This is a genomic window from Lysinibacter sp. HNR, assembly GCF_029760935.1.
In the GTDB taxonomy this organism is placed as follows: Bacteria; Actinomycetota; Actinomycetes; order Actinomycetales; family Microbacteriaceae; genus HNR.
On sequence record NZ_CP121684.1, the window covers coordinates 311,219 to 337,004 of the forward strand.

Annotated in this window: 19 protein-coding genes, 1 tRNA gene and 3 pseudogenes; 15 read left to right on the top strand and 8 right to left on the bottom strand. The window is 53.3% G+C overall.

Features of this window, described 5'->3' with window-relative positions:
- Window positions 1-1,293, bottom strand: coding sequence for an MFS transporter (locus tag FrondiHNR_RS01350; protein ID WP_347567112.1), 1,293 nt, complete (start codon window positions 1,291-1,293; stop codon window positions 1-3).
- A gap of 1,100 nt (window positions 1,294-2,393) precedes the next feature.
- Here FrondiHNR_RS01350 and FrondiHNR_RS01355 point away from each other — a divergent pair.
- Together FrondiHNR_RS01355 and FrondiHNR_RS01360 are read left to right on the top strand one after the other, a co-directional pair.
- Complete coding sequence (locus tag FrondiHNR_RS01355; RefSeq protein WP_279353465.1) at window positions 2,394-2,702, top strand: transposase; 309 nt, start codon at window positions 2,394-2,396, stop codon at window positions 2,700-2,702.
- 341 nt (window positions 2,703-3,043) lie between these two features.
- The gene (locus tag FrondiHNR_RS01360) at window positions 3,044-3,265 is read left to right on the top strand and encodes a helix-turn-helix domain-containing protein (RefSeq protein WP_279353466.1); all 222 of its coding nucleotides are present in this window, start codon (window positions 3,044-3,046) and stop codon (window positions 3,263-3,265) included.
- Between the two features lie 974 nt (window positions 3,266-4,239).
- On the opposite strand, the gene FrondiHNR_RS01365 is transcribed toward FrondiHNR_RS01360, so the two are convergent.
- Entirely contained in the window at window positions 4,240-4,854 is a 615-nt protein-coding gene (locus FrondiHNR_RS01365; RefSeq protein ID WP_279353467.1) for a TetR/AcrR family transcriptional regulator, read from the bottom strand.
- Window positions 4,855-4,971: 117 nt separating this feature from the next.
- Here FrondiHNR_RS01365 and FrondiHNR_RS01370 point away from each other — a divergent pair, with 117 nt between their 5' ends.
- Together FrondiHNR_RS01370 and FrondiHNR_RS01375 are read left to right on the top strand one after the other, a co-directional pair.
- On the top strand, window positions 4,972-5,808 hold the full coding sequence (locus FrondiHNR_RS01370) for an alpha/beta hydrolase (RefSeq protein WP_279353468.1): 837 nt from the start codon (window positions 4,972-4,974) through the stop codon (window positions 5,806-5,808).
- A 451-nt stretch (window positions 5,809-6,259) separates the two neighbouring features.
- Window positions 6,260-6,556, top strand: a pseudogene (locus FrondiHNR_RS01375) (IS3 family transposase); the annotation flags it as partial.
- A 26-nt stretch (window positions 6,557-6,582) separates the two neighbouring features.
- On the opposite strand, the gene FrondiHNR_RS01380 reads toward FrondiHNR_RS01375, so the two are convergent.
- Both FrondiHNR_RS01380 and FrondiHNR_RS01385 read right to left on the bottom strand, forming a co-directional pair.
- A complete protein-coding gene (locus FrondiHNR_RS01380; RefSeq protein WP_279353469.1) occupies window positions 6,583-6,780 on the bottom strand; it encodes a transposase in 198 nt (65 codons plus the stop codon).
- Between the two features lie 109 nt (window positions 6,781-6,889).
- Window positions 6,890-7,051, bottom strand: coding sequence for a hypothetical protein (locus FrondiHNR_RS01385; protein WP_279353470.1), 162 nt, complete (start codon window positions 7,049-7,051; stop codon window positions 6,890-6,892).
- Between the two features lie 245 nt (window positions 7,052-7,296).
- On the opposite strand from FrondiHNR_RS01385, the gene FrondiHNR_RS01390 reads away from it, so the two are divergent.
- The 3 genes from FrondiHNR_RS01390 to FrondiHNR_RS01400 all read left to right on the top strand — a co-directional run bounded on the left by FrondiHNR_RS01390 (window position 7,297) and on the right by FrondiHNR_RS01400 (window position 12,700).
- Window positions 7,297-8,184, top strand: a complete 888-nt coding sequence (locus FrondiHNR_RS01390) for a leucine-rich repeat domain-containing protein (RefSeq protein WP_279353471.1) — start codon at window positions 7,297-7,299, stop codon at window positions 8,182-8,184.
- Between the two features lie 1,551 nt (window positions 8,185-9,735).
- Window positions 9,736-10,911 (top strand): leucine-rich repeat domain-containing protein, encoded by a 1,176-nt coding sequence (locus FrondiHNR_RS01395; RefSeq protein ID WP_279353472.1) that lies wholly within the window; start codon window positions 9,736-9,738, stop codon window positions 10,909-10,911.
- Window positions 10,912-11,044: 133 nt separating this feature from the next.
- Complete coding sequence (locus FrondiHNR_RS01400) at window positions 11,045-12,700, top strand: beta-propeller fold lactonase family protein (protein WP_279353473.1); 1,656 nt, start codon at window positions 11,045-11,047, stop codon at window positions 12,698-12,700.
- Here FrondiHNR_RS01400 and FrondiHNR_RS01405 read toward each other — a convergent pair.
- On the bottom strand, window positions 12,697-14,112 hold the full coding sequence (locus FrondiHNR_RS01405; RefSeq protein WP_279353474.1) for an amino acid permease: 1,416 nt from the start codon (window positions 14,110-14,112) through the stop codon (window positions 12,697-12,699). The genes FrondiHNR_RS01400 and FrondiHNR_RS01405 overlap by 4 nt on opposite strands.
- Window positions 14,113-14,449: 337 nt before the next feature.
- On the opposite strand from FrondiHNR_RS01405, the gene FrondiHNR_RS01410 reads away from it, so the two are divergent.
- Window positions 14,450-14,523, top strand: a tRNA-Arg gene (locus FrondiHNR_RS01410).
- Between the two features lie 238 nt (window positions 14,524-14,761).
- Here the strand turns inward: FrondiHNR_RS01410 and FrondiHNR_RS01415 are convergent.
- Entirely contained in the window at window positions 14,762-16,141 is a 1,380-nt protein-coding gene (locus tag FrondiHNR_RS01415; RefSeq protein ID WP_279353475.1) for a flavin monoamine oxidase family protein, read from the bottom strand.
- Between the two features lie 331 nt (window positions 16,142-16,472).
- On the opposite strand from FrondiHNR_RS01415, the gene FrondiHNR_RS01420 reads away from it, so the two are divergent.
- The 5 genes and pseudogenes from FrondiHNR_RS01420 to FrondiHNR_RS01440 all read left to right on the top strand — a co-directional run bounded on the left by FrondiHNR_RS01420 (window position 16,473) and on the right by FrondiHNR_RS01440 (window position 22,867).
- The gene (locus tag FrondiHNR_RS01420) at window positions 16,473-16,889 is read left to right on the top strand and encodes a DUF1398 family protein (RefSeq protein WP_279353476.1); all 417 of its coding nucleotides are present in this window, start codon (window positions 16,473-16,475) and stop codon (window positions 16,887-16,889) included.
- Between the two features lie 281 nt (window positions 16,890-17,170).
- Window positions 17,171-18,735 (top strand): annotated as a pseudogene (locus tag FrondiHNR_RS01425) (ABC transporter substrate-binding protein).
- Between the two features lie 120 nt (window positions 18,736-18,855).
- Window positions 18,856-19,927: pseudogene (locus FrondiHNR_RS01430) on the top strand (ABC transporter permease).
- Window positions 19,928-20,036: 109 nt separating this feature from the next.
- The gene (locus FrondiHNR_RS01435; protein WP_279354440.1) at window positions 20,037-21,128 is read left to right on the top strand and encodes an ABC transporter permease; all 1,092 of its coding nucleotides are present in this window, start codon (window positions 20,037-20,039) and stop codon (window positions 21,126-21,128) included.
- On the top strand, window positions 21,125-22,867 hold the full coding sequence (locus FrondiHNR_RS01440) for an ABC transporter ATP-binding protein (RefSeq protein ID WP_279353477.1): 1,743 nt from the start codon (window positions 21,125-21,127) through the stop codon (window positions 22,865-22,867). The genes FrondiHNR_RS01435 and FrondiHNR_RS01440 overlap by 4 nt, the downstream gene beginning before the upstream one ends.
- A gap of 51 nt (window positions 22,868-22,918) precedes the next feature.
- On the opposite strand, the gene FrondiHNR_RS01445 is transcribed toward FrondiHNR_RS01440, so the two are convergent.
- Together FrondiHNR_RS01445 and FrondiHNR_RS01450 are read right to left on the bottom strand one after the other, a co-directional pair.
- Window positions 22,919-23,908 (bottom strand): malate dehydrogenase, encoded by a 990-nt coding sequence (locus FrondiHNR_RS01445; RefSeq protein WP_279353478.1) that lies wholly within the window; start codon window positions 23,906-23,908, stop codon window positions 22,919-22,921.
- A 280-nt stretch (window positions 23,909-24,188) separates the two neighbouring features.
- On the bottom strand, window positions 24,189-24,548 hold the full coding sequence (locus tag FrondiHNR_RS01450; protein ID WP_279353479.1) for a helix-turn-helix domain-containing protein: 360 nt from the start codon (window positions 24,546-24,548) through the stop codon (window positions 24,189-24,191).
- A gap of 125 nt (window positions 24,549-24,673) precedes the next feature.
- Here FrondiHNR_RS01450 and FrondiHNR_RS01455 point away from each other — a divergent pair, with 125 nt between their 5' ends.
- On the top strand, window positions 24,674-25,414 hold the full coding sequence (locus tag FrondiHNR_RS01455) for a hypothetical protein (protein ID WP_279353480.1): 741 nt from the start codon (window positions 24,674-24,676) through the stop codon (window positions 25,412-25,414).
- Window positions 25,365-25,748, top strand: coding sequence for a cupin domain-containing protein (locus FrondiHNR_RS01460; RefSeq protein WP_279353481.1), 384 nt, complete (start codon window positions 25,365-25,367; stop codon window positions 25,746-25,748). The genes FrondiHNR_RS01455 and FrondiHNR_RS01460 overlap by 50 nt, the downstream gene beginning before the upstream one ends.
- The last annotated feature ends 38 nt before the right edge of the window (window positions 25,749-25,786 follow it).

The following is a 25,786-nucleotide window of genomic DNA, read 5'->3' on the forward strand; positions in this document are numbered from 1 at the left end:
CTACAGGGTTTTGGGCCGCATTCGTAGAAGAGCTGATCCTAGAGTGCAGAGAACTGCAACTTCTCCGATTGCAGCAACCCATAGCGCTGCTGGAATACCAAGCTTTTCCCCGATAAAAGAGATAATCAGGGCGCCGAGCGGCAGGCTGCTCATTATTGCGACTCGGGCGCTTGCGTTTACCTTTCCCAGAGCTCCCGGAGGCGTGAGTTTTTGTCGAAGGGTTACGAGGGCAATGTTGATGATCGGGGTTCCATAGCCGATCAAAACTTGTGCGGCAAGCAGAGTAGCCAGTGGGATGCTGGTCCAAGCTGAGAGTGCCAGCAGAATCGTTCCCAAAGCCATTGATGTAAGCCCGAGAGCGACACACTGACCCTCGTGAAATTTTTTAGACCAATATGGGTAGGTTGCTGCTCCACAGAATGCACCAACACCTAAAAGTGCGACGCTAATACCAAGTATTGTGGGATTATAACCCAGCGTGCGTGTCACAAAAAGCACAAAGAGCGCGCTTGCTCCTGCTACAAAAATATTCAAGAATGCCCCGGATGTCACAACTAGTCGAATCTGGCGTGATTGCCAGACGAGTCGAAGTCCGGATAGTACGTCTTCAAAGATTTTTGGATTAGGTGAGTCTTTTTCCGTAGGAGGTTGGGGGAGGATCCTGTAGCGCCCCGGTAAAAAGAGCAGTGCGACAAGGGCGATCAAAAAGGTGACTGAATTTATTGAAATGAGGTATTCAGGTTTGTAGGCGGTGGCGAGTACTCCTCCAAGAAGTGGGCCTGCGAGTTGTGCGATGGAGCGGATAAGTTCCAAACGGCTGTTTGCTAGGCCAAGGAGGTCTGTCGATACGAGGTCCGGAACGTAGGTTTGGTATGCAATATCAAAGAATACGTTACATATCCCAACGAAAAACGCAATAATTATCAGGGCAGGAATTGTGAGTTGATTTATAAAAGCCAGTATAGGAATTATAGTAATTAGGATACCCCGTACCACATTGCAGATCACCATAATTACCCAGCGGCTGGTGCGATCCACGATCGTTCCGGCTAGAAGACCAAAGATGATGATGGGCAGCCAGCCGGCTGCGCTGAGTACACCGATCATGAACTCACCGGAGTGCAACGTGAGAACAGCGATGATGGGTATCATCATAGAAGCGATCTGAGTGCCAAAAAGTGACAAAGATTCCCCTGCAAGTACAATGCGGAAGACTCCGGGTAGCCTTAATCTCTTTGGGATTTCCTCAGGAGTGTTTGGATCCCCCATTTGTGGGGGAGTAGGAATTGTCATACTTCACTTTGCTTATCGTAACAGGGCTGATCTCTGCGACGTTTTCTTGACGCGCGTGAGTACCCGCCAGGACGATCACTTTCCCTTATACTCATTGCTGTTGTAAACGTGGAAACACTATGAGCTTTTGTGAAGGTATGTTTAAATAGCGATGTGGTCAGCATTTGCCGGGGAAACGGATGGAGAGCGGCTATAGGATACGACGACCTAAACCGCACAGGTTCATCTGTACGACGAAATCTGATATTTAAAAGAATTGGACCGTGCCACCAGTCTGTTTCAGTGATACCGTCAAGAACATCATAGGTAAGAGGGTTAGCGAAGTTGGGCACCGGACGGGTTAACGTGCACCATTCTGGGTCAGATGTACACACGAGGCCTGTCCACAATTGCACGTAGCCAGGTTCTGGCAAGGCAACTATAGCAGGGACGCTTTCTGTTCCTTTAACTGTGCAGCTAAAAGCTTGAGAACTATTTGCCATGTGTCCGAGTAGTAAATTGTTGGCTGGGAGCCATTGGTTCGCCTCCCCGTGCAACCACAGCAAATCATTCCCATTCCAAACTAGACTAAAGTCACATGGGGGATAGAGCCACCACCCCTGACCAGAGGCTAATCTGAACGGTTCGCAATGCGCTGCAGCGCGAAAAGGGGCTGTTCCCCCAACGCTAGTGTCTGCTATGCGTAGTTGTTCATGGTTAGTTTTCACAAAGCTTTCGAAAGCGTGTGTCGGCATTGACTTCCTTTTGCTAGAACGATAAATGTAAAACTAATACTAGTTAGTTGCTGTAGGTAGCTCATCAAAGTTCTCGCTTGGCCTCACTTCCATGATGAGGCCAAGCGAGATTTATAGAGAACGTGGCACGTTTACCAACCGGCACCATGCGTATTGCCACGGTAGCTTCGAATTTCGGCAATTAGCTCTGCGATTTCTTCATCTTGTTTATCGAGATCGTGCATTTGCTTTACACCTCCTCACAGTTCATTGTGTTATTTTGACAATTTTAGTGATTTTTTATAATTTATGTAAGCGGGTCTGCTGCATGTTTGGGTGACATCTGATCTGGCTTGCTTATGGAGGTAAGCCTGGAAGGATGGCATCATGCCTCAGCCTTATCCGAAAGAGTTCCGTGACGATGTTGTGCGCGTCGTACGGAGCTGTGAACCTGGTATCACGATCAAGCAGATCGCGGAAGACTTCGGTGTTCACCCCATGACAGTACATACTTGGATGCGTCGTGCACTGGTCGACGAGGGAACAGCATCGGACCAGTCTCGTGCTGAAGAAGTCGAGAGCCGTGAGCTACGAAAACGAATTCGTCTACTCGAGCAAGAGAACGAGATATTACGACGAGCAGCAGCATATTTATCACAAGCAAACCTACCGGGAAAAGACTCTACCCGCTCGTGACTGAGCTCGCTGTGACAGGGATTCCTGTGACGGTGACGTGCAGCAGACCCCTCGGTTTGCATTAGAGATTGCAATCCCGGCGTATATCCCACCGCCAGTTATTGCTAAGCCGCCAGCAAGAAGAATCGCTAAGAGTTTTTTATGTTTAAATTCAAATAATTTATCTTTTATCATTTTTTACCCCTAAGTTTTCTTTTTGTCAAAAAGCTTTGCTTTTATGTTCTTGCGGTCTCTTGTAAAGGTCAATATGTAATGTAGGTCTTCCGGTTGGCCTAAATGACACATTAGCAATACTATTGATAAATAGTCAATATTGCCGAAAAGTGTCGTATGCTGGTGGGATGACTGAGGTTGGAGAAGTTCTGCGCGCTCGTGTGCATGAGCGGATGTATGGACGTTTCCGGTCGAATGCGGCGATTGCGCGTGCTTTAGGGATGGATCCGAGTGAGTTCCACCGAAAGATTCACGGTCAGCGACCGTGGTTTTTGCGTGACGTTGTGGCCCTAGCCGAGCAGCTTGAAACTACAGTGGGGTGGTTGATTGGTGAAACCGATAAGCCATAATTTTTGCCCTAAAATTCTTATGTGTCAATCACATTAAATCTTTAGTCTGCAATACTATGGCCATTCGCGGTTTTGAGGAGGTTCATAGGGCGCAAATCGTTGGTAGGATCATCCTACATTTTGGGCGCTCTTATCGTTTAGAACGGCTAAAACGGCTAAAAAATAGCTTAAAAAGTCAGAAAATCCAGGGTTCCCTACGGAATTGAGAGTGCACGTCAGGTTCAAATCCCTCCGTCTCCGCCAATCTAGCACCGGAAATCAACCTTTTTGAGCCTGGTGGTCAGACGGAATTGTGATTTAGCAGTGAATGCGGCGATTGGGGCCAGCATGAAGGCCGAGAACTATGTTCGCCGAACACGGTTGAGGTGGGGAACGCTTTGAAAGCGAAGCCTCAGATCGCCGCGTGGCTCTTCGGATTTTGGCGGGGTGTTTAGTGTTTTGTTGTATGTCTGGCGTGGCTATGCACGTATAAAGAACGAGGGTATCGCAGTCTTGAAGTGTGACCATCAAAAACACAAATACCCTCGTCCATACCGATCCTACTCGTATTCTCCACACACTCGTGGGGTTGAAGAAGATTCGAGTACTCGCGTACCAACGCACAGGCCCCCGTGTGGAACTCGTGATCGAGCTAGCCCGGGTGAACCCGGTATGCCCGTCGTGTAACACTCGTGGGCGTATCAAAGACCGTCCCATCGTGCGTTATACCGATCTCCCCGCGTTCGGAACAAAGATCACACTCGCGTGGCGTAAACACCGACTCTGGTGCCCGTCCCCGCAGTGTCCACGACACACCTGGACACTCACCGATCACCGAATCGCAGCCAAGAGTTGTCTGCTCACCACGCGATGCGCGAAATGGGTGACTGAGCAAGTCGGACACGGTCGGGCAATATCAGATGTTGACCGCAAACTCGGCCTCGGTAACCGGTCAGAAGCATTCTGACGAGATTGTACGAAAGGGGTAGCATCAATCAAAATGTGTCGTTGCGGCGGTTTTGGGCGATGGTTGCGTCGATGAGGGTTGCTGCCGCCCGGCGAGCGTGTATTGCGGCTTTGGGGGTGCCGGCGATAGCGGCAGTTGTTTGCGCACCTTCGGCTAGGAGCGCGAGCTGAGCGGCAAGTTCATGTGCTAGAGCAGTATTTGGAACAACATCAGCTGCGAGAGGGATCACGGATTCTTGGAATGATTGCTTGTGTTGCTTAGCGGCGGCGGAGACCGCAGAGGAGGTTGCACCGAGTTCGCCGAAAGCGTTGATGAAGCCGCAACCGCGAAAACCGGTGTCACTGAACCAGGATTCGAGGAAGTCGTACATTGCCAGGAGTTTGTCACGGGGGGTTGTTGCAGCATCGACCGCTAAAGTGATGCCATGTTCCCAAATAGTGTGCCGTTCACCTAGAACAGCCACTATAAGTTTGTCTTTGCCTGGGAATTCGGCGTAGAGCCGTTTGAGCGATACCTCCGCAACGGTACGGATCTCGTCCATGCCAACGGCTTGAATGCCTCTGCTGTAGAAGAGTTCGTCAGCCGTTTTGATAATGCGGGTTCGAACATCATCGGTGGTCGGTTGGGAGGTTGTTTCCGGCATGAGGTGTTCCATTTCTGGGTTTTTCTCGGCGCAGCTTGCGCTGAGAACAATCGTTCTCTATATTTATAATAACCAAGAGAACGATCGTTCTCGCTCAATCTGGAAGGATCATGTGTTATGGGCATAATTACGGTAGGCATCGAGAATAGCCTTGATATTACGCTGCACTATGAAGACAAAGGATCGGGTCAGCCGATCGTGCTGATACACGGCTTTCCGCTCGATGGCAATTCATGGGAAGGTCAGGTTCCCGTGCTTCTTGATGCTGGGTACCGCGTTATCACCTACGACCGCCGAGGGTTCGGACGGTCGTCGCAGCCATCCACCGGGTACGATTACGATACATTTGCTGCTGATCTCAACACGCTCATCGAGACCCTCGATCTGAGGGATGCGATTCTTGTGGGTTTCTCGATGGGTACCGGTGAGATCGCGCGTTACCTTTCGACATATGGGTCAGAGCGTATTGAGAAGGTAGCATTCCTTGCCTCGCTCGAACCGTTCTTGGCAATCACTGACGACAATCTCGATGGGGCCGCGCCGATGTCTTTCTTCGAGGAAATCGCCGATACCGTCAAGCAGGATCGCTACTCCTACTTCACGAATTTTTACCACGAATTTTACAATCTCGAAGAAAATCTCGGAACTCGAATCAGCGAAGAAGCGGTACGAAACTCCTGGAAAGTAGCCGCTGGTTCCGGACCGATCGCTTCCGCTGCGGCACCACTCACCTGGCCGACCGATTTTCGCCAAGACATTCCCAAGATAGATATTCCCGCACTCATCGTGCACGGAACGGCCGACAATATTCTGCCAATTGATGCGACCGGACGTCGATTCCGCGCAGCTCTACCAACAGCAAAGTATGTTGAAATCGAGGGTGCACCTCACGGCCTGCTTACAACACACAAAACCGAGATTAACAAAGTTTTACTCGACTGGCTTGTCGAGTAAAACAGGTAGGGACGTCCAGATCGCGATCAGCGTTTGGTCGTCCGTTTTCCCCGGCAATAGGGAGTGTGCGCTGGGACCGATTGTGTAACACGTAACACAGGCGGTGAAATGGTTCGGAGTCGTGAGGAAACCCCGAATGCGAATATACGGGAAGTACCGCACTAGTAGGGTCTTGGGTGGTCTTACAGTGTTTGTAACACAGCCACACACTCGCGGCTCGGTCGAATCGGCGTACGGGGGCCCGGATTACGACCTTATGATCGGCTAAACCAAGGGAGACCATTTTGGGTGTTCGTGATCTGTGGGTTGCCGTCCGCGGTAACACCAGCTGGCAGTTCATTGAGTATGGGTCCCACAATGGATCATGTCCTTGAGCTCACGGCTGAGGGGTTATTTTTGCACTCAACCACCTTACGGCACCGTCCTTGACCTCGGAGAGGTGACTGGATGTGTGCTGCATACGGATCGTGGGTCGCGGTTTCGCAGCGGGAAACTACAGTGTGTTCTTACGAGTCACGGGATGATTGGCTCGGTGGGACGTGTGGGTGCTGCTGGGGGTAACGTGGTGATGGAATCGTTCTTTAGTGCGCTTCAGAAGAACATTTTGAATCGTCGAGCCTGGTATACCCGGGAAGAGTTGGGGGTCGCGATCGTGATTTGGATTAAGCGTGCCTATCATCGACGGCGTAGACAGGCGCGGCTTTGTTGTTTGACACCGGTCGAGTATGAAGCCATCATGAATAAATAGGTCGCACTCGCTGCCTGACAAAACTGTCACCTAAATGTGCACCAGACCCATCTCTTCGAAATGCGCTTGTGTCTTTCGGTGGTCAATCCTCGCACGGTTAACGAGAGCACCATCTCACAGGTTCCACCTAAACAGCGTTTACGCTCGGGTGCGATCATGGGTTTAAATGATGCTTCCCGATCCCTGGGAACGTCAATCTTGACTGGACCGATCTCGGTGAGCACGGTTTTTGCTCGGGTTCCGTTGCGGTGATTTGTCCTGGTGGGGGTATCACCAGGTTAGTGACCGAGGTGTTCAGTCAGTTCTGCTTCGAGCGCGGATTCCAACACAGTTTTAGTTGGGGCTCGAGAGTAACCCGCCGGGACCTACCAGGCTGACGCCTTGTTCCTGGGCCTGCGCTAAAAGCTGGGCTGCGAGTTCTTTCTGATCAATGATTTCTCCGGCCACTGGATCAATCATCTTGTTATCCGACACGGTATCGGTAATCGTGGTCATAGTCTTTATTCCTTATGGATCAGACCGACCTACCCAACGTTAATCAGACAAGACCCCGAGGCAAAGGCCCCTGTTTGTTATCCCGCAGCGTATTGACTCCGGCGGACATTGTTATTCCTGTGCCAAGGATAGCTCAGAAGGGCGTGGTCTGTTTTCTTTGTATAGGTTTAGGTGGATAATGATAATCTATTCAAATAATGTATATTGCGATAGTTTGATTAGGTCTTTTATTGAAAAGGAAAGTCATGTTGAGAAAGATATACCAGCTTATAGGCGTGGGAGCGCTCGGTGTTCTTGTTGTCGGGATGTTCTTCGGGGTATCGTCTGCACGTGCTAATGATGTGGTTATGCCTAAGGCACAGGTAGCTGATATGCGGGATGTCTCGGCCGATCTGGTGCAGATAAGTGACGATAATTTTAGGGCGTGTATTCACAACGCCCTTGATAAAGGCGAAAACGATGTTATTACGCTGCAGGAGGCAAAAAACCTGGATAGGTTGAGCTGTAGAGGCGCGGGTATTAAAAGCGTTAAAGGGATTGAAGGGTTTACAAATCTCACGGACTTGTATTTGAATTTTAATCAGATTATTGATATAACTCCGTTGGCTGGGTTGGAAAATCTTACGGACCTGTATCTGACTGTTAACCAGATTGTTGATGTTGCTCCGTTGGCTGGGTTGAAGAACCTTGCGAAGGTATGTTTGTCTGGTAATCAGATTGTTGATATAACTCCGTTGGCTGGGTTGGAAAACCTTGCGAAGCTATATTTGTCTGGTAATCAGATTGTTGATGTTGCTCCGTTGGCTGGGTTGGAAAACCTTGCGAAGCTATATTTGTCTGGTAATCAGATTGTTGATGTTGCTCCGTTGGCTGGGTTGAAGAACCTTGCGAAGGTATGTTTGTCTGGTAATCAGATTGTTGATGTTGCTCCGTTGGCTGGGTTGGAAAACCTTGGAGTTCTGGATTTGCGTGATAATCAGATTGTTGATGTTGCTCCGTTGGCTGGGTTGGAAAACCTTGGAGTTCTGGATTTGCGTGATAATCAGATTGTTGATGTTGCTCCGTTGGCTGGGTTGGAAAACCTTGGAGTTCTGATTTTACAGAAGAACCGGGTTGTTGATGTTGCCGCATGATCCAAGGTAACGATGCAGAGTCCTCCGCTTGATATACATCTGCTATAGAAATTTTTGGGAGCCCACATAGTGGCGGGATTTACGTGACTGTTGAGCGAACCCCGTCGCTACAGTGGGGTCCCAGGACGCTGCCTGATTCCCAGTGCCTAAACTCTTCTCATGAATTAACTCTTTAGGGTCATATCATGGATAGATAACCGGTAGTGAATCTGATGTGTGTTCACGTTTTGCCTCTGATAAGGCGGCGTTTCTTGTGTTCCCGAGAAAGGTGCTGTCATGACCTAAGATGCTGCTGAGCCGGGAAGTAGATCCACGCACACACTGTTTCGAGACTGGCTCACGTATGTTTGTCGTAGGGGAGCTTGCGGGTAACCATCCGCTGATTTATTCTGGTGTCCATTTTCGTCGCATCTGTGAGGTCAACCAGGTGATCAACGGGTCATGTCGCATCCGGTGGGGCTGAGGCGAACGAGTGCGACGAATCATCGCGTTGTGGGTGTGCCTGGCTTGCGAGATGAGATGGTCGTGAGGGTTTCTGGTTTTGATTTTGTTCCGGGAATGTGTGTGAAGATTCGCATGATCGTGTTCCGGTTGCCAGAAACGACGCGTGATCTCTCGGCTAATCGTAGAGCGGTGAACACCAAACTCACTGCTGGGTTGAGCATAAGATACTTGATGATCCAGAAGTTTCTTGATCATGATTCTGGCATCAAGCGTGAGATGGCGGTAATGTGTGCAAAAGAAACCACAGCCCTTCGGTAATGGTCTAGACAACTAACTTACACTCTAGTGTTGCACTTCCATTTAGAAGTCAGATGTTCTATATTTTTCTTTGCTCGCAATCTAAGATTGTTCGGGGTTGACGGGACTTTAGCTTCTTTACCTGCACAGGAATCAGATTGGCGATGTTTCTTCTTCTATACCCGCTGGTGGCCCTGGGGACAGAGATTTGGGGATACGGGTAAAGGATCGTTTTGCCTTCTATCGAGGTGGGTACTGATCAGCAGGACCCCGTTATTTGGTGTAGTGCTAGGTCTGACCTGGTTCCTGTGAGCACGCAGAGTGGTCCCACTGAGGTCTCTCCCTGCGGGTTAGGGTGGACGTACACGGCCAGTGATCCGAATGTTTTGGCTGGAACTGGGATAACGCTATTAACCCGCGTTCACAGTGACTTTTTCCGCGGAGATAGCTCAGGACTCAATATCACCCATTAACCCTGGTCTCTGTCCTGGCTCAACCCCGGGTATCCTCCCGGATCTGAGTGTGGGTTTGGGGCAGGGTGGTGATGGGGGCTTGTGTGGTGGCAAACGTGCAAATACCGGTGCTCCCGATGTGTTGCTATTTGGTGTTTGAGGCGGAGCGATTGCTCTTGTCGCCACGGTATCGTGTGGGCAACGCAGACAAATTCGGTGGGAAGTGTAGCGTTCTTGTTCCAATTCTTGCACATTATGCTCTAAAATTATTTGAAAATGACATATTGCTGATGGATTTTATCCAGAGCTTAAGTTTTTCTTGAGTGGTGAATATCACTGTAAACATTGGAAGTAATGTATGAAAATAATGAGTCGTTTTGTGTTGGCGGGAGTATTTATTGTCACTACCACAGCGGGGATGCTGGTTTGTGCGTCGTCGGCGAGTGCTGTCGACGTTGTGATTCCCGACGCAAGTTTTAAAGCGTGTATCAATGAGAGGCTTGGACAAGCTCCGGATGCTGCCATCACGGTGAACCAGGCAGAATCGTTAGATGCCCTAGAGTGCCACGCAAAGGGGATTGTAAGTATTGAGGGGATTCAGTCCTTTACGAACCTTACATACCTCATGCTGGGAAATAACCAGATCAATAACGTTGCTCCTTTGGCAGCACTGAGCCGCCTCGATGCCTTGTCCCTAGCCGGTAATCAGATTAGTGACATCGCTCCGTTAGCAGGGTTGAATAATCTTTTTGGCTTGTTCCTAGGCAACAATCAGATTAGCGATGTTAGTTCGCTCGTGCCGCTGGAAAACCTCGAGCAACTGTCTCTGGCGCATAACCAGATTAGTGACATCGCTCCGTTAGCGGAACTGACAAATCTGGGATTTTTGTTCCTGGACAATAACCAGATTAGCGATCTCGCTCCGTTGGCGCATCTGGTAAACCTCCGGAGCCTGTTTCTCAACGATAATCTGGTGAGTGACGTTACCCCGTTGGCAAATCTAGGGGCCCTCGAGTTTCTGTGGCTGTACAGCAATCAGATTAGTGATGTGTCTTCGCTTTACCCGGCGGCCATCCGGGGTACAGAGATACGAGGACGAGAGCAAACAATTACTCTTCCCCCTATTTCCGCGGGTGTTGTTCAGGAAACTCCCCTCATCGGGTACAGCGGTAGGTTTGATCGGGTTCCAGTAAGCCCGCAGAGCGGTTCGGCAGAGATTCTCCCCGGCGGATTATCGTGGACTTACACAACTAGCGGTTCGAATACTCTGACCTGGGAGTGGGTGAACACTATTAACCCACCGCAGACGATAGCCTTTTCCGGTCAGATAGTGCAGGAATCAACACCGTCCATACCTCCGAGCCCGAACGTTTTGCCGGAGCCGAATATTATTCCAGGACAACCCGGTGCCAACGGCAGTGGCCAGCTTGCCAACACCGGTATTGCTGATCCGTTACCGTCGGGTATTTTGAGCGGTGCGTTGGCTCTTGCGGGCGTGGTGCTGTGGGCGTCCCGACTGAGGGCACGTCGATAAAACAAAAGTCTCAAGTAATTCAACAAACCTTCAGGTTCTGAGGGTAATATTGTCGATTATATAGGTGCGTGTGGGTTGGGGAACCCGGGTTTTACGAGTTATCTTATTGTCTTTGCGTGGGGGTGTTTGAGACATGGCCAGAATTTCTGGTTCAGGTTATGAACTGAAGGTTATCGACAGGGCAGCCACGACTGTGTTTTCTGGGCGCTTTCGTTGGTTGGGACGGGTGTTGGGTGTTTTTGTGGCGGCCACGGTGGCGCTGGTGATGCTGGGGGTAGCCCCGGCCAGTGCGGCCATCCCAAATATCCCAAACATATGGTTCGCCGATGTTTCTGGGTACAAGGGTAATTACCCCACTCAGGTGGCTTTTAGTCCCGATGGAAAAATTGCCTACAGCACCAACGGGCTAACGAACTCCGTATCGGTAATTGACGCGGTAACACACAAGCAGATAAAGCATGTCCAGGGCTTTACGGGGGACGCTCCATACGGCGTAGCGTTCACTCCCGATGGAAAAACCGCATACGTCGCCAACCAATTTAGTAATTCGGTTACCGTGATCGATACGACCTATCACGCTCAGGTGCAGGAGGTCAAAGGCTTTGTGGGAGAGCGACCCACAAACCTGGAAATAAGCCCGGATGGGCGGTTTGCCTACGTTGGCAATATGAGCAGCAACTCGGTTTCTGTGATTGATGTGGCCGAGCACGCTCAGGTGGGCGAGGTGAAGAACTTGGCGGTGAGGTCACCGCTGGGGATCGCCTTTAGCCCCGATGGGAGTACCGCCTACATCGGCAACCGGGATCACAACAATGGTGGTGTCGCTGTGGTGGATGTGGGTACTCATACTCAGACCGCTACTGTTTCTAACTACACCGGGAGAACGCCGTCAGGAATGGCATTTACACCGGACGGCAAATTTGCGTACATCACCTCCTACGGCGTCAGAGGCCAGGTGGCTGTGGTGGACGCTACTACTCACGAGCAGGTGGGGACTATTGCGGGACTCTACACGGTGTTCACGAGTGAGGTGGCATTCAGCCCCGACGGGGACACTGCCTATATTGCTAGTTTTATAGACAAATCCGTTCTGGTGGTGGATGTTCCCACCCACACGCAGAAAAGCATGATTACCGGTCTTTCCTACTCCCCGACCGACGTGGCGGTCAACCCTGACGGAAGTGCTGCCTACGTCACTTCTTTTGCGGTGTCGGTTATTAGCGGCCCCCACACCGCACCGCGGGTGACACATCAACCGACTGATGTAACCGCGGAGGTGGGAGAAGAAGTAGAGTTTGTGGCAACGGCTCGTGCCCTACCCGCGCCGACGGTGCGGTGGCAGATTGCAGAGGCAGGAAGCGAAATTTTCACTGACGTCCCCGGGGAAGCTTCGGATACGATGCGCGTTACGGTGAGCGAGGATGATAATGGAAGCCACTATCGAGCCCGTTTCAGTAACGATCTTGGTGTGGTGACTACCGCACCGGCCGTCCTGAACGTCGCTTCTACACCGGAGATTCCACCCGGAGGTAATCCGGAGCAACCGGGCGCTGTGGAGCCAAACCCAATTCCCGAGGGGGCAACCCCGGAGACTATACCGGAGAACGGTCCGATGGCACTGGGATTCCCGAGTGAGGCCTCGCCTGAGGATACAAAGAACGGGCTAGCGATGACCGGGTTTGAGGGGGCAACGTTGTTCTCTTTTGTGGCGATCATCCTTCTAACGACCGGTGCTCTGGTTGTGATGCTTGCACGGCGACAGCCCAGCGCTGCAAAACGAAGGGTCTAAGCTTTCTGGGAGGCGGCACCCGCAGGTCCCGGGGACGGCCGAGGACCGGTGCCTTTGTGGCGACCCGTCACAAAGTACATCAGCACCACAAGCAGTAGCGTGGGGACGCCAACAATTAGCGTCATCCGAAACTCTTCCGTAAAAATTGTGGTGACCATGGTTGCGAACATAAGAAAAGCGCCGAGCAGAGTTCCCACGGGAAAGCCCGGCATTCTGAAGCTGAGTCTTTTGCCCTCGGCTGTGAGCCGCCGCCGAAAAAACCAGTGCGTTATAAAGACAACCATCCAGGTGAACATCGCGCCGAATAGCGAGATAGCAATCATGGTCACAACTGCCTGATCAGGAATTAGTATGCTGACCACCGTGGCAACGGCGATGCCCGCCGTTGACGCAAGAAGGGCGTTTACGGGGGCGCCGTTTTTTCTCACTCGACCGAGGAATCGCGGAGCATCCCCCGCGCGTGACAGGCTGAACATCATGCGGGTGGAAATATAAAGCTGACTGTTCATGGCGGAGAGCGCCGCAACGATCACGATAAAGTTGAGCACGCTACCCGCGTAGGGAATTCCCACAAACTCCATGACGGTCACAAACGGACTCCCACCCGCCAGAAGTTGTGCGGTGGGAACGATCGCCACGATCAGGGTGATTGTGAGAACATAAAAAATTATCAGGCGCAGGACGGTAGCTTTAAACGCCTTGCGTACAGCCTGATCCGGATCCTTGGCCTCACCCGCTGCCACAGCGATCATCTCGATACCCAGGTAGCTAAAGATCGACACAATAACCGCAAACCACATTCCGGTGAATCCGTTGGCAAAAAATCCCGCACCTTCAAAAAGGTTATGAAAGCCTGCCCCCGGTTCTTGATCGTCAAAAATAACAAAGATCCCCACCACGATAAAGGCCAGGATGGCAAAAACTTTGATGCTGGAGAACCAATATTCTAGTGTTCCAAACGTCTTAACGTTCAGGGCATTTACGAAGATGAGTGCTCCGGCAAAGATCACCACCCAGATCCAAGACGGAACATGAGGGAACCAAAATCCCATGTATTCACCGATTGCTGTCACCTCCGTTCCTACGGCGAGAACAACGCACGACCAATACAGGTAACGTACGAGATAGCCCATGAGGGGCCCTATGTAATATTCGGCATAGGCTCCAAAGGACCCAGAGGTTGAGTGTGTGATCGTCATTTCGGCGAGACATCCCATGAGTAAGAACGCAATAAAACCACCGATGATGTAGCTCAAAATAACGCTGGGGCCGGCCAAACCGATTGCAAACTTGCTCCCGAGAAAGAGACCTGTTCCTATTGCCCCGCCCAGGGCAATCATGCCCATTTGTCTGGAGGTGAGTCGAGGGTTGAGGCCTTGCTCTCGGGCTTGGATATCGCTGAAATCGCTCACAATAACCTCCCTGTCGATAACTCTTATGGGCCGATGTCTTTGTTTTTTGCCCGCTCCTCGATGTGTCTAACGCAGAGGGGTATCTCACAGCGTAATACCATTGGATCGTCATGGTTCCTAATAACACCCTTTTGGGCAAGAGTTGATAGCCGCGGTAGTTATTCGGAAGCTCAAACTTACACAGTTTTGACTATCCGGAAATTCACGTGATAATGAGCAAAGGCTAAAATTGGCGTGGCTTCTCGGCGTCTGGCGAGAAAGTTTCTGGTTGTGATTTCACATTGAGGTGCTTTGTAAGGTAGTATCGTTCTTGGCTCAAAATGAGCCGGCAAAGCATGCGCCCGTAGCTCAGCTGGATAGAGCGTCTGACTACGGATCAGAAGGCCAGGGGTTCGAATCCCTTCGGGCGCACATTTTTGATGAGTCGGGATATAGCTTACGCGTGATTTACAAATCATCTCCTGTGTGGGTGAAATCATGTGCCGGTTTTTGCTGGTCGCTTACCCGATGGTTTTGGGCACTGTCTTGGTGAGACTCCCCTTGGCTTGCGGAACGGGCTTAACAGGGAAAGCTGGGCTTGGACTATCCGAGTGGTGCGAGAGGGTCCTCTGCTGTTGCGGGTTCCTCTCGCACCGTATCGGCAAGTGAATTAGAGTCGTGCAGAGATGGCGCGCGCGACCTCTTCGCCCGTGCGAACTGCTCCGTCGAAGAAACCAGCCCAGCGATCCGCCATCTCGGTTCCTGCCCAATAAATGCGACCGACCGGGGCAGTGAGCACATCGCCGAAGTTGCTCCACAATCCGGGGGGCATGAACGCGGCAAAGGCACCTCCGGCCCAGGGGTCGCGAGGCCAGTCGGCCTCGTCGTAGGTCACGGGTGAGAGCGCTTCTTCTCCGAGGTAGTTGGCGAAGTCTCCGAGAACGGCCGCGCGGCGATCTTCGTCGGAGAGCTCGGACCAGCGGCCATAGCGGTTCCCCACGACAAACGTGGCAAGAACCCCAACACCCGTAGTGGGGTCAGAGCTATCAGCAATGAGCTCAATCCACTTTTGGTTCCCAAAGCCGTAGCCGGAGAGTCCTTTTTCTCGCCAGAAGGGGCGATCATATGAGACAAGAACCTTTGCGCAGGTTCCCATGGGAACGCGTTGCATAAGTTGTTCGCGTCGGGCCGGAAGTGGTGGGTGATAGGAGATGTGGCCGGCGAGGTGCGGGGGCATCGCAAGTACCACAAACTTGGCCCGGTGCGTCGCGTGTGTGGTGGTAACCTCAACGCCGGAAGGGCTGTGCGTGATATCGCGTACCTGCTCACCCAGGCGGACGGAGTTTGTGAGCTCTGCGGCGATCAGTGCGGGAACCTGTCCTGCACCCCCGTGAATGAGGTCTTCTTCTGGGTCCTCCTGCTGTGCGGCGCTCTTTTGGCCCCAGAGTGCGTGCAGAAGAGAGATCTGGTTGGGCTCCGCCGGTCCGAGGTAACCCACCGCTCGGGTCATGTAGGAAAGGTACCAGTTTCCAAACGCGGTTTTTGTGTTGTCGTGAATCCAGCGAGCGAAGGTGTCACTATCAAGGCGTGGGTTATCGCCCTCATTGCCTGGATGGCCGTCGGGAAGTGTCTTGGCGAGTCGGGTGAATTTCTGCCAGGCCTGGTTGGCATCGTGCCATTCCTCAGCGCTGATCTCTCCGGGCGCTCCTGTCGGTTGCTCGGGGAATGTCCCCGCGAACTCGTAGCGGTCATCGCCCCAGAGCATAACACTATTGCCGAGGAGGGGAGAGGGAAAGCGTGGCAGATTGTACTCGTCAAGCAATCTTAAGAAACGGTCCTGTGTGGGGCCTACCCACTGCCCACCCAAGTCTATCCACTGTCCCGAGGGGAGAAACTTGCCCACCATTCTTCCGCCCAGTCGCTCCTGGGCTTCTATTACTAGAACATTGTGTCCACGACGTTGCAGGTCGCGGGCGGTCACCAAGCCTGCCAGACCCGCGCCCACCACTACACAGTCGTATTCTGTTGTGCCGTATGTGTTCTTACTCATATGATTTGCTTCCCTGGGGTTCGAGGAGACAGGAATTTATCAGGATTAATTATTATTTTCTCCTTAAATATTACCGCAACTACGGTGATTTCTCAGGCTGTGTATGGGTGATCTTTGTGTATTTGATGCGGAATTATTGTGAGCGTGGTGCGTGACTAACACGTTTTAATGGGCCATAACGGTATAGTCATTATTAATTATATTTTTTATAAGTGCCCCAATTACTTGTGGTTTGACGGCGCAGCCAAAACTATGAGTGTGGGGTCGCTGCTTGTTATATGGCGACAGTGTGAGTTGTCGTATTGGTGTTAATGAATGGAGGATATTGCAGATGAGTGCTGCAATTAATGCGTTGAGGCTGGCTCAGGAGCGTGCGATGAAGGTTCGCCCCGGGGTAGGTGGATTTCCCGTCCTTGCGGAGGTTCTTTACCGTGCAGGAGTTTACCGTAATGAGTGGTTTCTTCCCGGTGCACAGAGCTTGTATTTTACGGAACTCGGCGTGGTGGTTCAACAGGGAGAGCCGGTGATCCGTGGGCTTGCAGATGTGCCTGTCTTTGATCAGGAGGAACTGGTACGAGTGCTCAGACGTGACCAGGCGGGAAAGACGACGTTTCCCGAGTTCTTAGAGGGTGCCTGGGGAGCCGGAGTGGTTCACTACATCGTGGATTTTCCCGCTCGGATTGTTACCTACCTGGGTAGCGATGGTCAAAAATATGTTGAATCTTATCCCGAGGTGTCTCTCGACTAACGTGTTTAGCGTCTTGGTGTTGGCATCGTCGACGCGGTGCAGGCTCCGACCGTAGGGCTCTTTTACCCACCTTCGTGGTGTAGTATTTTTCCACACACTCCGCCAGGGGAAGCCCGTGCGCTAGAGTGTAGGTGAGTTGCGCTGTTGAGTGAAGCGCTCTCCCGTAATAAGTTCTTGAATAATCAGCGAAGATAATAAAAGAGGTTAAACGTCATGATCACAAAGCGAACGCTTCCACGCGTTTTCTAGCTACTCTGAGCGGTGTTGCAGCCCTGGCTCTTATCGCCGCAGGCTGCTCTAACGACTCTTCGCGGGGGGGGGGGGGGGGGTAATAGCCTCATTGTCGGTACTACCGATAAAGTTGTCAGCCTTGATCCCGCGGGTGCGTACGACAATGCTTCTTTTGTCGTGATGAATCAGGTGTATCCTTTTCTTCTGAACACACCGCTGGGGAGTCCGGATGTTCAACCGGATATCGCTGTCTCCGCTGAGTTCACCTCACCAACCGAGTACACCGTTGTTCTTAAAGAGGGCCTCACCTTTGCAAACGGCAATGACCTCACCTCCGAGGACGTTAAATTTACGTTTGATCGGCAGCTAGCGATTAACGACCCTGAGGGGCCGGCATCCCTTCTCTATAACACTGGAGAGTGTTTCCGCTCCCGACGACACCACAGTTGTTTTTACGCTTAAAGAGGCCAACGATCAGATCTTCCCTCAGGTTCTCTCCAGCCCCGCGGGACCGATAATTGACAAAGACGTCTTCCCCGCAGACAAAATTCTGAGTGATGACGAAATCGTTCAGGAAAAGCCCTTTGCGGGTCAATACATCATCACCAGCTACCAGAAGAACACCCTGATCGGATACGAGAGCAACCCCAACTATCAGGGACTGCTGGGAGCCCCCAAAACTGATGTGGTCAATACTCGCTACTACACCAGTGCCCCCAACCTGAAGCTTGATATTCAGGAGGGAAACATTGACGTGGCTTTTCGTAGCCTCTCTCCCACGGACATCGAAGATTTGCGAAATAACGATAGTGTGAACGTGGTGGACGGCCCGGGTGGTGAGATCCGCTACATCGTGTTCAACTTCAATACTCAACCGTACGGTGCGTCAACACCCGAGGCCGACTCGGCAAAGGCGCTTGCGGTGCGTCAGGCCGTTGCCGACCTGATCGACCGTGACGAAATTGCCCAGGATGTCTACAAGGAAACCTACACCCCTCTCTACTCTTACGTGGCAAGCGGGTTGACCGGGGCGAACGAGTCTCTGAAAGAGCTGTACGGTGACAAGCAGGGTGGTCCCGATGCGGCAGTGGCCAAGGCGCGTCTTGAGGCGGCAGGGGTGCAGATTCCGGTAGAGCTGAGTCTGCAGTACAGCAACGACCACTATGGCCCATCGTCCGGCGACGAGTATGCCCTTATCAAAGATCAGCTAGAGGCCGACGGCCTCTTTTCGGTTGACCTGCAAACAACGGAGTGGGTGCAGTACTCTAAAGATCGCACCTCAGATGTCTACCCCGCCTATCAGCTCGGCTGGTTTCCCGACTACTCCGACTCTGATAGCTACCTCACCCCCTTCTTCCTCACGGATAATTTCCTGATGAACCACTACGACAATCCCGAGGTAAACAACCTTATTGTTCAGCAAGCCACTACGGCCGATCGCGACGCACGCGTTGCCCTCATTGAGCAGATCCAGAAGAGCGTTGCGGCTGATCTCTCGACCGTTCCGTATCTCCAGGGTGATCAGGTTGCTATCACGGGAACCGATGTTCTTGGTGCGGCGGACACCCTCGACGCGTCGTTTAAGTTCCGCTACGGAGCCCTCTCCAAGAACTAATCGCCGGATAAGCGGTTGATACGGGGTAGGCGGTTTTTGGGAGTTACCGCCCACCCCAAATACGAGAACATACACGTTCAGACCGGAATGGAACCCATGTCTTCAGATCACTCGGGCACGGTGGCAACCACGGTTCAGCCACCACAAAAGCCCGTAAAAACAACAAAGAATCACGGGCTTGGCAGATATATTATTGTGCGGGCACTCCTCATCATCCCCACCATTTTTATTCTGGTCACCGTTGTTTTTTTTGCTGATGCGTGCCACGGGTGACCCGCTCACCGCGGCACTCGGGGGGCGCCTCTCCAGCGATCAGCTTGCGGAGCGTATCCACGCGGCCGGTTATGATCGGCCCCTCATCGTGCAGTACTTGGAATACCTGGGGCAGGTTTTTACGGGTGACTTTGGAACCACCCTCAGCGATAATCAACCGGTCACGCAGGTGCTTCTCACCTACGGGCTGGCAACGGTGGAGCTTGCCTTTTACGCCCTCATCGTTGCCCTCATCGTGGGGATTCCCCTGGGCATGCTCGCGGCATATCGGCGCGATCGGTTCACGGACGCGGGTCTACGGATCTTTGCCATCCTCTGCTACGCAACTCCGGTTTTCTTTGCCGGGCTGTTATTAAAGCTGATTTTTTCAGTGTGGCTGAAGGCGCTGCCCGTCGCGGGACGTGCCTCTACCTCCGCCGAGCTCCACATGCAGATGCTGCCCAACAAGACGGGGATATACCTCATCGATGCGATACAGACGGGCAACTCCGCAATCATCGCCGACGTGGTGCTGCACGCCGTCCTACCGGGAATCGCCCTGGGGCTTCTCACTGCGGGGGTGTTTCTCCGCCTGGTACGCACCAATATGATCAGCACGCTTACAACGGAATATGTTGGTGCGGCAAGGTCTCGGGGAGTGGTAGAGTTTCGCCTGGTGCGTAAACACGCCTATCGGCCGGCCCTAATCCCCATTATTACCGTGATGGGAATGCAAATTGCGATGTTGCTGGGTGGTGCTGTGCTCACCGAAACCACATTTGAGTGGAAGGGGCTGGGGTTCCAACTCGCTCAGTACCTGCAAGCCCGTGACTTTGTTGCGGTTCAGGGGATTGTTGCACTCCTTGCGGTTGTAGTGGCTGTGACCAATTTTTTGGTTGACATCATCGCGGCGCTTATCGATCCGAGAGTGAGGTACTAGCGTGTCTCTTTCCCCATCGCAGACAGACGCTGTTTCTGTTCCGTCGTCACAGCCCGCAAAGCCCTCCTTATTTCTGCGCCTCCCGGTGATTCGCCAGTTCGTGCAGAGCATGGGGTGGCAGAGGGTTATGCTGCTCGTAGGTCTCAGCCTCACGGGAGTCTTTGTGCTGACGGCTCTTTTTGCGCCGATCATCGCGCCCTACGGGTTCGCTCAGAGGCGGGACGCCGCAGGAACTTTTGGGCCGCAACAGCCGCCCAGCCCCGAACACATCTGGGGGACAACCGTTGGTGGGTATGACGTTTTTTCCCGCGTGATCTGGGGTGCACAGACAGCACTGCTGGTCATCGTGGTTGCCGTTATCCTCTCGCTCTTTCTCGGGGTTTTTCTGGGGCTGGTATCCGGTTATTTTGGCGGATGGTTTGATCGAATTCTTGTGGTGCTGTGCGACGCCATCTATGCTTTCCCGTCGTTGCTGCTCGCTATCGTGATGTCGATTGTTATTAGCGGTGGACAGTCCAGCATGTGGGGTGGGATTTTTGCCGCCGCTATTTCCATCACCGTGGTGTTTGTGCCCCAGTATTTCCGTGTGATCCGAGCCGAAACCGTGCGTATTAAGACCGAAGCGTACGTTGAGTCTGCGCGTGTTGTTGGTGCGAGCAGCCCACGAATCATGTTCCGCCACGTCTTGCGTAACGCCACCCGCACCCTGCCCCTGATCTTTACGCTTAACTCGTCAGAGGCGATCCTCACCCTTGCAGGACTCGGTTTTCTTGGTTTTGGAATTGAACCAACGGCCGCAGCGGAATGGGGCTACGACCTGAACAAATCGATTTCGGACGTTTCCACCGGTATCTGGTGGACCGCGCTTTTCCCCGGTCTTGCGATTGTTCTTGTGGTGTTGGGCATCACCCTGGTGGGTGAAAGCCTCAACGACCTGGCCGATCCGCGGCTGCGGGGTCGCCGTGCCGTTAAACGGGCGATTGGTCGCAGATCCCCGCTATCTCAGGTTAGTAGCTCCTCTGGGAATAAAGGCCGGGATCCCGTGCAGCACGGGGAGCACAATCTCTCCAACCATAGAGACGATGATCTTCCTGATCACAGGGGTGACGATCCTTCCCGCTACAGGGGTGACGGTAGCGACGCATCGGAAAATAAAGCATCCGCTAGAGAAAACAGTCGAGAGAACGGGGAGCGGTCATGACACAGCCCACCACACCCAACGCGGCTGATGCCTTCGGGGTCGAGCGTGGATCCACCGAAAAAGATATCGTGTCGATCTCTCATCTTTCGGTTTCTTTTGCAACCGATATGGGGGAGGTCACGGCGGTTGACGATGTGTCGTTGGCCGTGCGTTCGGGGGAAATCCTGGCGGTTGTGGGGGAGAGCGGCAGTGGTAAAACCGTCACCGCCAAGACCATTCTGGGGCTGCTCCCTGAAACGGCTACGACTGCGGGCGCGGTCTTATTGCACAATCGTGAGAAAAACATCACCTCTGACGTGATTACACTCAGCAAGAAGAGGTTACGGGAGATTCGCGGAAGTGATGTTTCGATGGTGTTTCAGGAACCCTCTACCGCGCTGAACCCCGTATACACGGTCGGCTGGCAGATAGCCGAGGGAATCCGCGCCCACACGAGGGTGAGCAGAAAAGAGGCGAGGGAACAAGTCATTGAGATTATGCGTCGAGTGGGCATCCCAGAGCCCGAGGAGCGCGTGGACTATTACCCGCACCAATTTTCGGGGGGACAAAAACAGCGCATCATCATTGCGATGGCCCTCGTGCTCAACCCTGGCCTGATCGTTGCCGACGAGCCCACCACAGCCCTCGACGTGACCGTGCAGGCTGAAATTCTTGATCTGCTTCGCCGCTGCCGGGACGAGTTTGGTGCCGCCATTGTGCTCATTACACACAATATGGGGGTTGTTGCCGACCTGGCGGATCGTGTTGCGGTGATGTATCGCGGGGAACTGGTGGAGCAGGCGGGGGTGAAAGAACTTTTTGCCTCTCCGCGGGAGCAATACACACGTGAGCTATTGGCCGCGGTACCCAAGATCGGGGTCGGGCCCGCGCTCGCCGCGGAACGAGCAGCCGCCCGTGAGCCGGGGTGGAACGAAAAACCGCCCCTCGTGGTTGCGCGCGACCTGCACATAGAGTTTCCGGGACGCCTGGGACGTAGCGGCTTTGTGGCGGTTGATGGAATCAGTTTTGAGATCCGACGCGGAGAGGTTCTGGGTCTGGTGGGCGAGTCGGGTTCGGGTAAAACCACGACGGGACGAGCGATAGCCGGGCTGAACCGGGTGACGGGCGGTTCTCTCCGTGTGCTCGGATACGAGATGCGGGGGATGCGTGAGAGAGCGTTTAAGAAGTTCCGTAAAGATATTGGATTTGTATTCCAAGACCCCGCTTCAAGCTTTAACCCTCTGCTTACGGTAGCTGAGTGTGTTGCGGAGCCCCTGGTGGTTCACGGTAGAGCTGCGCACGCATCGGATGCCCGGTCCAGGGTGAACGATCTCTTGGAAGCGGTGCAACTTCCGCGTTCCTACGGCGATCGTTACCCGCACGAATTGAGCGGTGGTCAGCGGCAGCGGGCAAGCCTGGCGCGTGCTCTCGCTCTAGAACCGCAGCTTCTGATTGCCGATGAGCCAACCTCGGCCCTAGACGTATCGGTGCAGGCCCGTGTGTTAGAGCTCTTCTCCGAGCTGCAGAGAGAGCTCGGCTTTGCCTGCCTCTTTATTAGTCACGACCTCGCCGTTGTTGACCTACTCGCCGACCGGATCGCGGTTCTGTATCACGGTAAGCTGGTGGAGGAGGGGCCGGGTTCCCAGGTGCTGGTACATCCGCACCATCCCTACACCCAGCGGCTCTTGGCCTCTCTTCCGGTTCCAGATCCGGTTCTCCAGGCCGCGAGGCGAGAAAAACTGCGGGCCCTGTCTGAATGATCCGAGCGTGGCCGCGGGCCGACTGTATTGCCCCGGTGGCGGAGCGCGGAGCTAGGCGGGTATCAATCCCAAAGCTTTCACCGCATTGTGCTCCTCGAGGAGTTCGTTCACGGACGCCTCAATACGTTCTCGAGAGAAGAGATCAATCGTAAGCCCCTGAACTATCTTCCACGAACCGTCGACGCTGCGAGCCGGAAACGAGGAGACTATCCCCTCGGGAATTCCATACGAGCCGTCGGAGGGGAGCGCCACAGAGGTCCAGCGCTGAGGGGTGCCGGATATCCAATCACGCATGTGGTCAATGGCGGCGTTAGCCGCGCTCGCTGCTGAGGAAGAGCCTCGTGTGTTGATGATCTCTGCTCCTCGCTGCGCCACGCGACGAATGTATTCTCCCCGAGCCCACAGCGGATCTAGCGTGTCGAGTGCCGGTGCGTTGGATATGGTTGCGTGGCTCAGATCGGGGTATTGTGTGGCGGAGTGATTTCCCCACACCGTGATTCCGTTGATTTCGGAGACATGTACCCGTGCTTCCTGGGCAAGAATGCCGATGGCTCGATTGTGGTCAAGGCGAGTGAGTGCGGTGAAACGCTCGGGGGGTACGTCGGGAGCATTGTGCTGGGCGATGAGAGCGTTTGTGTTGGCGGGGTTTCCCACAACGATTACGCGGATGTTATCGTCTGCGTGATCGTTAATCGCCCGGCCCTGGGGCCCAAAGATACCACCGTTCGCCTGGAGTAGGTCTGCTCTCTCCATGCCCGCTGTGCGGGGGCGTGCACCCACAAGAAAGGCTACGCTGGCTCCCTCAAAGGCTGCGTTTGGATCCGTGAAAATATCAACGCTGTGCAGCAGGGGAAACGCGCAATCGGTGAGTTCGAGGGCGACTCCTTCGGCGGCTTGAAGCCCCTGTGGGACTTCAAGTAGTCTCAGCCTGACGGACTGTTGCGACCCGAGGAGAGCACCGGAGGCTATGCGGAAGAGGGCGGCGTAGCCAATTTGCCCTCCGGCTCCTGTGAGGGTGATGGTTACTGGTTGTGCACTCATGGATTTAGTATAGGTAGTCTGCACACTGCCGGGGAATTGGCCGGGTTGCGATGGAGTTGCACCGGTTATCAATCTATTCGGGAGCATCACGGTCGCGGCAGTTGGGCGTGTGATCGCCCGTAGAAGTTGGGTTGCGCGCAGAGGCAAGAGATAAGCATGATAGATGCCGGTTGGTATTATTGATTCATCCCGTGTCTTCTACTTCACGGGGTACTTCCTTGCCCAGATCCATGTGCAAAAGCGCGATTCTGACAGCTCTCCAATGCGGAATTCAGGCTCGCTAGGATGGTATTGACTCGGCCACGTGGACACCTTGCGATGCTGCCCACGAGTAACCCCAATGGCTCATGGCGTTGATGAGCGGTCGTAATGTCTCACCCAGCGGCGTGAGAGCGTATTCGACTCTTGGCGGAACCTCGGGGAAGACGGTTCGACGTACCAGGCCGTCTCCCTCAAGTTCGCGTAGCTGTCTAGTAAGAACGCGGTCAGTGATGTCACCAACTTCGCGGCGCAGCTCTCCGTAGCGAAGTGTGCGGTCAAGTAGCAGTTCGACAATCGTGAGCTTCCAGGCCCCACCGACGACGCTTACTGTTACCTCAACTGGACAGACACTGAGCGCGTGTCGAATTGATTCTCGCATAACACTATCCAATCTGTAAGTATTTGACAATAAAGTGCATACTTACGTCTTCGTCATTTGCATGCTTGAATCGTTACATGCCTTCCTGCGAAACACCAGAGCAAGCTGTGGGGTGTCGACTGCGTATGCTGGTGGTGTTCTTTCTTATTCCTGGTGTCGCGATGGCATCGTGGGTTACTCGAACACCGACGATCCGGGATGAGATCGGGCCTTCGTTTGCTGAGATGGCCATAGCGCTTTTCGGCCTGTCACCAAGTTCGCTTCTCGGAGTACTGGGGTCGAGGCGGCTTGTTGCTCGGTTTGGCACGAAATGTACATCGGTGATCGGTCTCTGGTTCGCTGTCGCATCGCTCGTGATGATTCCTGTAGGCAACGTCTGTGGTAGCGCTGTTGTCGTTGCAACAGGACTCGGCCTGTTTGGCCTTGGTATGGGAATATGTGAAATTGCCATCAATATCGACGGTGCAGAGGTCGAACGTCTTTTGGGGCGTTTAGTGATGTACGTCTTGCAGGTTAGCTACAGTCTGGGCCTATTGATAGGTGCTCGCGCCGGATTCGGTTTGAATGCGTTAAACGTTCCGGTTTCTCTGCATCTGCCTGTCCTTGCAGGCGCTATCGTGCCAGCCATCTTCGTCTTTCAGCAAGATATTTCTCGCAAGCTTAGTGTCCGTCACGTCAACGATGAGCACAATGTCTCCCATTCAAGTGCGTGGCGTGATTATAGGTTATTTCTCATTGGTCTTCTTCTAACTGACTATTTCACCTCTTTATTCCGTACATCTTTATTCCGTACATCTGAAACCCAAGGAGATAATCATGTCCATTTCATCCGGTATCAACGACGTCCCCTTCTCTGTTGGTGTTGACTCAGTCGTTCTCGAACCAGAGCTCACCTTTCCTGGTGAGGTTCTTGAAGGCGACCCGAGGATGACGATTGGTGAGATTTGGGAGTCTGCAGACCGCACCCAGTGGCGCGGTATCTGGCAGGTCGAGCCGGGGAAGTTCACCTGGACATTCCCCGGAGACGAGTTTTTCGTAGTGACCTCCGGTCACGCCACCGTCGAACGTGAGAATGGTGAACCGCTAGAGCTGGTTGCCGGGATGGTCGCCATTTTCAACCCAGGAGACGTCACCACTTGGACAGTGCACGAAACTCTTCGCAAGGCACTGCATCTCGGCGGCCTCCCCGAGACTGCCTGATCACTGCACACGTTCCGACTAAAGACAGGAAGCGCAAC